The following is a 10852-nucleotide window of genomic DNA, read 5'->3' as shown; positions in this document are numbered from 1 at the left end:
TTTTAGGCTTTTACCGCTTCCTTTAGCCGAATGACGGTATCGGCATCCGGGGTAATGTATACGGTTTGCTGCTGTTCATAGATAACGAAGCCGGGTTTGCTGCCATTCGGTTTCTTTACATGACGGACTTGTGTGAAGTCAACGGGAACAGAGCTCGATTGTTTTGCTTTACTGAAGAAAGCTGCCAATACGGCTGCCTCTTTTATCGTTTCTTCGCTCGGTGATTCATTCCGGATCACGACATGTGAGCCAGGGATGTCTTTCGTATGAAGCCAAATTTCATCCCGGCGTGCGAACTTATTCGTTAAATAGTCATTTTGTTTATTATTCTTTCCGACAAAAATGAGATCTCCATCGGTAGCGTAATAGGTTTCAAGCTGTGGTTTGGCATTGGCAGGCTTTTTCATGCCTTTTTTCTTTTTTTGGCGGATGTATCCTTCTTCCTGAAGCTCTTCACGTATTTCCTCGATATCCCTGGGCGAAGCTGATTGAAGCTGCTGGTGCAAGGCTTCGAAGTAGGATAATTCCAATTTTGTCTTTTCGATTTGTTCTTGTACCACTCCGACCGCATTTTTGGACTTTTGGTATTTGGAGAAGTACTTTTGAGCATTGTCGGATGGATTTTTTAAAGGGTCAAGCGGAATCGTAATCGTAGTTTGAGCCTCATCATAATAATTGACGACTTCAATTTCCTTCATGCCTTTTTTCATTTGATATAGATTAGCCGTAAGCAGCTCCCCGAACAATTGGTACTGTTCTCCGCGTTCGGTATCTTTTAAGGTTCGTTCGAGTTTGCCGATTTTTTTTGAGTTCTTTTCCACTTCATTAGAAATGAAACGGTCGACATCCTGGCTTTTCTGCTTAACCCGATCTCGTTCGGCTTTACCGAAGTAAAATCTGTCGAGCATCTCGCTTAATGAAGGGAACGTCCGTTGTGTTTCACCCAGGTGCTCTAGTGGAAGCATATAAAACACTTCTTTATTACCGTCCTGTTTAATCGTCGCTGTATATTTTTGTTCCGAGATTTCTCCAATTAAGCTTGAGAAAGCGGCAGGAAGGGTGGTACTGTTTGCCAAGCCAGCACGGTAAACGGATTCCTTGGCAACTAAAGGTGAAATTCCTGAAAAGTGGGCAACAAGCTGTCGGTCAAGCTTCCCGGCATTGAAATCCAGGTTCTTCCTGATCTCGTCCTCGGTGGCCTTGAAGGGATTAACCTTTTCCTGGGCAGGCGGCACTTTATACTCCTGTCCTGGCAAAATGGCCCGGTAACTGTTCACGGCATAAGAGACATGCTTAATGCTGTCTAGTATCATGTTCCGTTCTTTATCGACTAAAACAATGTTGCTGTGACGCCCCATGATTTCAATGATTAATTGCTTTTGAGAGACATCCCCAAGCTCATTGCGGCCCTTTACTTCCAGAATGATCATCCGATCGAGTTCATATTGATAAACGTCTTCTATTGTATAGCCTTCGAGATGTTTTCTAAGAAGCATACAGAACATGGGCGCCTCTTTCGGATTTTCATAACTTTCTTCCGTCAATTGCACCCTTGAATAACTTGGATGAGCAGATAATAGGAGTTTATGATTTTTACCTCCGGCACGAATCACCAATATCACTTCATTTTTGTAAGGTTGATGAACTTTATTGATCCGGCCGCCTTTTAATATAGAAGCGATTTCTTCGGTCATCGCTTTCGTAAATAATCCATCGAATGACATTCTATTTTTACTTCCTTTACATAAGATTTTCTATGATACTTCATTCTCCATGCCTCAGGAGCGGTCCATTCATGCGCTACTGGCCCATTTAAAAGTTGAACATGGAAGGTTTGGTGTATCGAATGAATGGAAATCTAACATGCCCCAGTTACTTGGCGTAGTTTTTCCAAGTGTATTTTATTTGGACCGTTCTTCTTTCTGCAATTCTGTTTAATTATAGCATTATTTTGGACGAGTCTGAATAATCATGGAAGAAGAGCAGGTTGTTTTATGTATCGGTAAGCGGGCAGGTGTTGGATGAGTCGAGCAAAAGTGCATGTTTAAGATGTATACAGGGGCCTATTTCATTCTACTTAAAGGGATGTGTGATACTTGATGGACTTCAAGGAAATGAATAATCAAGAAATGGAAAAAGCGCTTCATACAAACGTTACACACGGTTTGGACGATGATGAAGTAAAGGACAGGCTGGATAAGCAGGGCTACAACGAATTGAAGGAAGGTGAAAAGCAGTCAGCCATACTTTTGTTTTTTGCACAATTCAAAGATTTCATGGTCATCGTATTACTAGCCGCGACCTTGGTCTCCGGGATATTAGGTGAATATATTGATGCGATTGCCATTATGGCGATTGTTTTTTTAAATGGATTACTCGGTTTTTTTCAAGAACGAAAGGCTGAAAAATCACTCGATGCGCTAAAGGAAATGGCAGCGCCGCAAGTGAATGTACTTCGGGATGGCCGTTGGTTAAAGGTCCCTTCAAGAGAAGTTGTAGTGGGGGATATCCTGAAATTCTCTAGTGGTGACAGGATTGGAGCAGATCTGCGGATCGTCGACCATTCTAGCCTTGAAATTGAGGAATCGGCATTAACCGGCGAGTCACTTCCGGCCGTTAAATGCTCCGAGCCATTAAAGAATGAGGTCGAAGATATCGGGGATCAGGAAAATATGGCCTTTATGGGAACGATGGTCACAAGAGGAAATGGAGTAGGAATTGTCATCGCTACGGGAATGAATACGGCGATGGGGAAGATTGCCGACTTGCTTCAGACTGCAGAAACAAAAGAAACTCCTCTTCAACGGCGGCTGGAGCAGTTAGGGAAAATTTTGATCATCACGGCCTTGATATTGACGATCATTGTCGTGTTGACTGGCGTCATTCAAGGGCATGACCTTTATACAATGTTTTTAGCGGGAGTATCTTTAGCTGTAGCGGCGATTCCAGAAGGCTTGCCAGCCATCGTGACTGTAGCCCTGTCGTTGGGCGTTCAGCGAATGATCAAACAAAAGGCGATTGTCCGCAAGCTTCCTGCTGTTGAAACTCTTGGTTGCGCGACTGTGATTTGCTCGGATAAGACGGGAACACTTACTCAAAACAAGATGACCGTCACGAAAGTTTGGAGTGGAGGGAAAACATGGGATGTCAGCGGAACTGGATATAATCCGATAGGAGAGTTTTCCTTGAGGGGAGTTGCGGTTGCACCGAAAAACCACAATGCCCTGCTTCAGATCATTACGTTCGGGATGCTCTGTAACAAAGCCGAGTTAAATGAGAAGGGAAAACAATATGTATTGGACGGTGATCCGACAGAAGGGGCGATGTTGGTCGCGGCGATGAAAGCGGGCTTGACGAGGAACCATCTATCAAAAAGATTTACGGTCGTTAAAGAGTTTCCCTTCGACTCGAGCCGCAAAATGATGAGTGTGGTCGTAAAGGATGATAAGGAGAATCATTTTGTCATCGTAAAAGGAGCACCTGATGTATTGCTTGCCCAGTGCGACACGATGCTATGGGAAGGCAAGTCGGAAATATTGAATCGCGAAGGTAAGGAAAGGGTGCAGCAGGACATGAACGAGCTTGCTTCACAGGCACTTCGAATGATTGCTGTCGGTTATAAACCCCTTTCGAAAGGAACGATTTTACTTCATGAAACGGAAGCAGAGCGCAATTTGACCTTCATGGGACTGCAAGGCATGATTGATCCGCCACGTCCGGAAGTGAAGCAGGCGGTCAAGGAATGCCGGGACGCGGGAATTAAAACCGTGATGATTACTGGCGACCATGTCATAACCGCAAAAGCAATAGCTAAAGAGCTTGGGATATTAAAAGGAAAAGACCTTGTACTTGAAGGCCGGCAATTGGCGGACATGGAAGTCGGGGAACTTGAAGGCATCGTCGAAGGTGTTTCGGTATTTGCTCGTGTTTCACCGGAGCATAAGTTGAAAATCGTAAAAGCTCTCCAAAATAAAGGACATGTCGTTGCGATGACTGGGGATGGCGTCAATGATGCCCCGGCGATAAAATCAGCGGATATCGGCATATCGATGGGGGTCACCGGGACTGATGTTGCCAAGGAGGCTTCTTCCTTGATATTGGTTGATGATAATTTTGCAACGATTAAATCGGCGATTAAAGAAGGCCGGAATATATACGAAAACATCAGGAAGTTCATCCGCTATCTGCTTGCTTCCAATGTCGGGGAGATTTTGGTCATGTTTTTTGCGATGTTATGTGCCTTGCCGCTTCCGTTGATTCCAATCCAAATACTATTCGTGAATCTTGTTACGGACGGACTTCCTGCCATGGCATTGGGACTCGATTCCGCTGAAGAGGACGTGATGAAACGAAATCCGAGGAATGCCAACGAAGGTGTTTTTGGCAGAGGGCTCGGCTGGAAAATCATCTCGCGTGGTTTTTTAATCGGGATTTCAACTTTGATCGCCTTTTATGTCGTGTACCGGGCAAACCCGGAAAACCTGGCATATGCACAAACGATCGCGTTCGCTACCTTGGTTTTGGCCCAGCTCATACATGTTTTTGATTGCCGCAGTGAACGCTCGATCTTCTCCAGAAACCCGCTCGGAAACTTATATTTGGTAGGAGCGGTCCTGTCCTCGCTATTATTGATGCTTGCAGTCATGTATGTGCAGCCTTTGCAAACGATCTTCCATACCGTGCCGATTTCAGGAAGGGATTGGCTATTGGTTATAGGAATGGCCTCCATCCCAACTTTTTTACTAGCGGGAACCTTTTTAGCAAGAAAAGCACAATGAAATATGATATAATCTTTAAGGTGGTAGAGTCTTGCTCTATTGCCTTTTTATTTTTGCAATGTTTTAATTCTACGCTAAAGTGATCATGCAGCAGCTGATATATATCAATGAAAGCGCGAAATTACTACAATAAGCTTGATTGGAAGTGGAACCATGGTTACCAGTATGACGGGCTATGGAAGAGAAGAAGCGGGAAACGGACAGGTCAAGGTTTTTGCCGAGATTAAGACGGTAAATCATCGTTTTTGTGAATATACGATTAGAATGCCGCGCCAGCTTTTGGCTTTGGAAGAAAAAGTGAAGAAAAAGGCGAATCAATACATAAGAAGGGGACGGGTGGAAATCTTCCTTACAGTGGAAGGCGAAAGCCTCGTTTCCAAAAAAGTGAAAATTGATTATGATCTTGCCGATCAGTATGTAGGCTTGATGGCTGAAGTCAAGGATAAATACAAACTGGAGGGCTCCATTACACTACAGGATGTGCTCCAGCTGGAATCGATCTTCATGACGGAAGAAGTGCCGGCGGTTCCTAACGATTTGGAAGCCTTATTCTTGCAGGCGGTTTCCGGGGCATTGGAGAACCTAAAAACAATGCGGGCTCATGAAGGTCAGGAGCTGGCCCTGGACATGATCAACCAGCTTAATAGGTTTGGTGAAATTGTTGCAACGGTCAAAAAACATGCGCCTTCAGTCGTCGAGAAATATAAAGCCAGGTTGGAAATCAAACTAGCTGAGTTAACGGATGGACTGATTGAAGAAAGCCGGATTGTGACGGAAGCGGCCATTTTTGCTGATAAATGTGATATAAATGAAGAACTTACGAGACTTGAAAGCCATATCAGGCAGTTTTCTGGAACTCTTAACGAGAATGAACCGATTGGCAGGAAACTGGACTTCCTTGTCCAGGAAATGAACAGGGAAATCAATACGATCGGATCAAAAGCTAATGATTCTGCCATTACCAAAGACGTGGTGGAAATGAAAAGCCTGCTTGAAAAATTAAAGGAACAGGTTCAAAATATCGAGTAGTCGGTTTATGATGAACGTAAAAAGGTGACAATAGAATATGAATGGGGGACAAAAATGTCAATTAAGCTCATTAATATCGGTTTTGGCAATATCGTATCCGCGAACCGGATCGTATCCATCGTGAGCCCTGAATCGGCTCCGATAAAAAGAATCATCCAAGATGCCCGAGATCGTGGATCCTTAATAGATGCTACATATGGTAGAAGAACTAGGGCCGTTATAATTACAGACAGCGACCATGTCATTTTATCTGCGGTTCAACCTGAAACGGTTGCAGCACGGCTTCAAGATAAAGATGACAGCGTAGAAGAGGGGTAACTGAAACAATATGAGAGAAAAAGGTTTATTAATCGTTTTGTCCGGTCCATCCGGTGTTGGAAAAGGTACGGTAAGAAAGGCAATTTTTTCTCAGCCTGGAACGGCTTTTGAATACTCCATTTCAATGACGACAAGACTTCCTCGCCAAGGAGAAGTGGATGGAGTGGATTATTTCTTCAAAAAACGTGAGGATTTCGAAGCATTGATCAAAGAAGGCAAACTGCTTGAATATGCTGAGTTCGTCGGTAATTATTATGGAACGCCAGTTGATTATGTCCGTGAGACGATCAATTCCGGAAAAGATGTTTTTCTGGAAATTGAAGTTCAAGGAGCAAAACAGGTCCGCGAGAAATTCCCTGAAGGACTTTTCATATTCCTTGCCCCTCCAAGCTTGACGGAACTCGAAAGCCGGATCGTCACTCGTGGCACCGAGACGGAAGAAGCGATAAAAGGACGGATGAAAGTGGCCAAGGAAGAGATAGAACTTATGGATCTTTATGATTATGTTGTTGAAAATGATCATGTGGATGCAGCATGTGCTAGAATTAATGCAATAGTGATTGCCGAGCATTGCCGTCGGGAAAGAGTTGCTATTTTATATAAAAAAATGTTGGAGGCGGAATAAACTATGTTATATCCATCAATTGATTCCCTATTATTGAAGATCGATTCTAAATACTCGCTTGTATCTGTAGCAGCTAAACGTGCGAGGGAAATGCAAATTAAAGATAATTGCCTTTTAACAAAACCGGTTTCCCATAAATCCGTCGGTCGTGCCCTTGAGGAAATACATTCGGGTAAATTGACCTACGATAATTCTTACGAGGAAAACTAAGCAAGAACACATAAGCTTGACCTATCGGGCCTGACACCCTAAAGCAAACAGGATGCGTTACATTTTTGAAAGGTGCTTCCTTCCTGCGGCCAAGGTGTCAGGCCTGTTTGTCTTGATTTTTCAAAAAAACAACCCTACAATGCGCATATCGCATGAAATTTCTACTGTTTTCCTTCATAATTAAGAAATCCAGAATGTTTAGTTAGGGGAAATTTGCATGCTTATCGAAAAAAAAGTTCTTCTTTGCGTTACTGGCGGCATTGCTGTATATAAGGCTGCTGCCTTGACCAGTAAATTGACACAGGAAGGTGCGCACGTAAAAGTGATCATGAGTGAATCAGCTCGTCAGTTCGTGACGCCGCTTACCTTCCAAGCACTTTCGAGAAATGACGTGTATACAGATACATTTGATGAAAAGGATTCTTCAGTGATTGCACATATCGATTTGGCTGATTGGGCGGATATCATCCTTGTGGCTCCGGCAACGGCGAATATGATTGGCAAAGTAGCTAATGGAATCGCCGATGATATGATTACAACAACACTGCTGGCAACGGAAGCACCTGTTTGGGTAGCACCGGCCATGAACGTGCATATGTATGCCCACCCAGCGGTTCAGAAAAACATGGAGACACTTCGGTCGTTCGGATATCAATTCATCGAACCCGGGGAAGGGTATTTGGCCTGCGGATATGTTGGGAAAGGGAGGCTGGAGGAACCGGAAACGATCGTTGAACATCTGAAGGATCACTTTGCCGAAAAGAAGCCACAGTTTCTTAATGGAAAGAAAGTCTTGATTACTGCCGGCCCTACGCGCGAAGCAATCGATCCGGTACGGTACGTCACCAATCATTCGAGCGGGAAAATGGGCTATGCCTTAGCTGAGCAGGCAATTGAACTGGGTGCTGAGGTGACATTGATAACGGGGCCTGTAAACTTGAAGCCACCTTTCAAGGCTGTAGTAATACAAGTGGAATCGGCAGCGGATATGTATGATGCGGTATTCAATCGTTTCGATTCCAGTGATGTCGTCATCATGACCGCTGCCGTGGCGGATTATAAACCAAAGATTTTTCATGCTCAAAAAATGAAAAAGCAGCCGGGTGAAAATGTGATTGAATTTGAACGGACGAAGGATATCCTTAAGGAACTCGGTGAGAATAAGACGCATCAGATCTTGGTAGGCTTTGCTGCCGAAACGAACAACGTGGAAGAATACGCACGAGGGAAATTAGTGAAAAAGAATGCAGATATGATCGTTGCCAATAACGTGACTGTCGCAGGCGCAGGCTTTGGGACGGATACGAATATCGTGACCATTTATGATAAAGATGGAAGTACCATCGAGCTTCCCAAAATGAGTAAAGCGGATATAGCTAAAAGCATCCTGGCAGAAGTATCCCGCAAGCAAAAGGAATGATGTGTTATGGATATTGCATCCGTGATTGTCGATGTACCAGCCAAACAAACCGATCGTGAATTTGATTACCGCATTCCTGAAAAGTGGAAACAAGTCATCATGCCTGGAATGCGGGTCATCGTCCCATTCGGTCCAAGAATGGTTCAAGGATTCGTCACGGGTTTAAAAGCTAAAAGCGACTTTGCGAAATTACGCAATATAAAAGAACCAATGGATTTGGAGCCCATACTTAATGATGAATTGCTTCAGCTGGGGAACTGGCTGACCAAAGAAGCCATGTGCTTTAAAATCTCGGCTCTCCAAGCCATGCTTCCGGCAGCGATGAAAGCAAAGTATGAAAAAGTGATCAAAGTCATTGAAGATAAAAGGGATCAGATCCCTCGCTTCATTCAAAACCTTTTCGGAAAGAACGATTCACTATCTTGGAAAGAAGTGATTGAAGGGGAGAATGCCTCCCTCTTTCAAAAGGAAATACAAAATGGCAATCTTGAGCTCGTGTACAATGTGAAAAACCGCCTTAATAAGAAAACGGTCCGTGTCATCAAATCGCTGCTTTCATCCAATGAATTGAAAGAAATGGCGTCAGACCTTTCCGCCCAAGCAAAAAAACAACAGCAACTCCTTCACTATTTTATCGAGCATCAAGAGCCGGTTCCGTTAAAAGAGCTGCTTGAAGTGACCAACACATCCAACAGTACCGTCAAATCCCTTGTGTCAAAAGGGGCTTTGACGGAGCATGATCAGGAAATTTACCGTGACCCTTATGAGAATCGTGTGTTCGAACCATCCAAACCCTTTACTCTGACGGATGAACAATCGGCAGCCTTGAAGCCTATCCAAGCGAAAATACAGCTTGACGAACATGATGTCTTTCTTTTATATGGTGTGACCGGGAGCGGAAAGACGGAAGTGTATTTGCAGGCGATTGCCTCAGTTATCGAAAAGGGAAAAGAAGCCATCATGCTGGTCCCTGAAATCTCCTTGACACCTCAAACGGTGAAAAGGTTTAAGGAACGCTTTGGTGAGCAGGTTGCTGTCATGCACAGCGGTTTATCCGTTGGAGAAAAATATGATGAATGGCGAAAAATCCACCGTAAAGAAGTGAAAGTCGTAGTGGGTGCGCGTTCAGCCGTTTTCGCTCCGTTTGAAAACCTGGGACTGGTAATCATTGATGAAGAGCATGAAACCAGCTATAAGCAAGAAGAGACGCCAAGGTACCATGCCAGGGATGTTGCCATTGAACGGGCTAGATCCTATCATTGCCCGGTGATTCTTGGCAGCGCGACCCCAACACTCGAATCATTTGCACGTGCCAAGAAGGACGTCTATAAACTATTGACACTTAGTCAGAGGATGAATAAAAATGCCCTGCCAGCAGTGGATATTGTCGATATGAGGGAAGAGTTAAGAACAGGGAATCGATCGATGTTTTCGGAACTGCTCTTTAGCAAGTTGAAAGATCGACTTGAAAAGGGGCAGCAAACTGTCTTGATGCTGAACAAACGGGGACATTCCTCCTTTGTGATGTGCCGAAGCTGTGGATTGGTCATCAATTGCCCTAATTGTGACATTTCACTCACCTATCATCGCTTTAATGATATAATGAAATGCCATTATTGTGGATATGAAGAGGGGATGCCTTCCGTATGTCCTGAATGTGAAAGTGAACATATACGCTTCTTCGGTACAGGTACCCAAAAGGTTGAAGAAGAGCTGGCAAAAATCCTTCCTGAGGCGCGGGTAATCCGGATGGACGTTGACACAACGAGTAAAAAAGGATCACATGAGCGGCTGCTCAATGCATTTGGTGAAGGAAAGGCAGATATTTTACTAGGCACACAAATGATCGCCAAGGGACTTGATTTTCCTAATATCACCCTTGTGGGCGTCCTGTCAGCTGATACGATGCTCCACCTGCCCGATTTCCGTTCTTCGGAAAAGACATTCCAGCTGCTTACACAGGTGAGCGGTAGGGCGGGACGACATCAACTTCCGGGAGAAGTGGTCATCCAAACCTATACACCCGAACACTACAGCATCGAGCTTTCTGCCTTACAGGATTATGATGCCTTTTATGAACGGGAGATGAATCTCCGCAGGACAAGTCATTATCCACCATATTTTTACGTTGTTCTTATTACCGTTTCTCATGAAGACTTGATGAAGACAGTGAGTGTTACTGAAAGAATTACCAATTACTTAAGTTCCCGCTTGAATCGGGACTCCATCGTTCTAGGTCCGGTCGCTTCGCCGATCAGCCGAATCAACAATAGATATCGCTATCAATGTTTGATAAAATACAAACGAGAGCCGGACCTTAATCAGCATTTACGAACGCTTTTAGAGCATTACCAAAAAGAAACTGCTCAAAATCAGCTGCAGATTTCAATCGATTTAAATCCGCAGATCATGATGTAATGGTTTAAGATCAGGATGATTATCGCGAGCTGTTACGAGCTTGCGTTTTTATAT

General features: G+C 44.1%; 8 protein-coding genes. 7 read left to right on the top strand and 1 reads right to left on the bottom strand.

The window, feature by feature from the left end; genetic code table 11:
- Nucleotides 1-2: 2 nt before the first annotated feature.
- On the bottom strand, nt 3-1724 hold the full coding sequence (locus ASU00_RS10785; RefSeq protein ID WP_057913467.1) for an Rqc2 family fibronectin-binding protein: 1722 nt from the start codon (nt 1722-1724) through the stop codon (nt 3-5).
- 375 nt (nt 1725-2099) lie between these two features.
- On the opposite strand from ASU00_RS10785, the gene ASU00_RS10780 reads away from it, so the two are divergent.
- From ASU00_RS10780 to priA, 7 genes are all read left to right on the top strand, one after another.
- Complete coding sequence (locus ASU00_RS10780) at nt 2100-4778, top strand: calcium-translocating P-type ATPase, SERCA-type (protein ID WP_057913466.1); 2679 nt, start codon at nt 2100-2102, stop codon at nt 4776-4778.
- Nucleotides 4779-4931: 153 nt separating this feature from the next.
- Nucleotides 4932-5807, top strand: coding sequence for a YicC/YloC family endoribonuclease (locus tag ASU00_RS10775; RefSeq protein WP_057913465.1), 876 nt, complete (start codon nt 4932-4934; stop codon nt 5805-5807).
- Nucleotides 5808-5861: 54 nt separating this feature from the next.
- A complete protein-coding gene (gene remA, locus ASU00_RS10770) occupies nt 5862-6125 on the top strand; it encodes an extracellular matrix/biofilm regulator RemA (RefSeq protein WP_057913464.1) in 264 nt (87 codons plus the stop codon).
- A gap of 10 nt (nt 6126-6135) precedes the next feature.
- Nucleotides 6136-6750 (top strand): guanylate kinase, encoded by a 615-nt coding sequence (gmk, locus tag ASU00_RS10765; protein ID WP_057913463.1) that lies wholly within the window; start codon nt 6136-6138, stop codon nt 6748-6750.
- Nucleotides 6751-6753: 3 nt separating this feature from the next.
- On the top strand, nt 6754-6960 hold the full coding sequence (gene rpoZ / locus ASU00_RS10760; RefSeq protein WP_057913462.1) for a DNA-directed RNA polymerase subunit omega: 207 nt from the start codon (nt 6754-6756) through the stop codon (nt 6958-6960).
- Between the two features lie 217 nt (nt 6961-7177).
- Nucleotides 7178-8380, top strand: coding sequence for a bifunctional phosphopantothenoylcysteine decarboxylase/phosphopantothenate--cysteine ligase CoaBC (coaBC, locus tag ASU00_RS10755; protein WP_057913461.1), 1203 nt, complete (start codon nt 7178-7180; stop codon nt 8378-8380).
- Between the two features lie 6 nt (nt 8381-8386).
- On the top strand, nt 8387-10798 hold the full coding sequence (gene priA, locus ASU00_RS10750) for a primosomal protein N' (protein ID WP_057913460.1): 2412 nt from the start codon (nt 8387-8389) through the stop codon (nt 10796-10798).
- Nucleotides 10799-10852 lie beyond the last annotated feature (54 nt).

The sequence above is a fragment of the Peribacillus muralis genome (assembly GCF_001439925.1).
GTDB lineage: Bacteria > Bacillota > Bacilli > Bacillales > DSM-1321 > Peribacillus > Peribacillus muralis.
The sequence above is the reverse complement of the archived record's forward strand: the minus strand, read 5'-3'. Positions and strand labels throughout refer to the sequence as shown.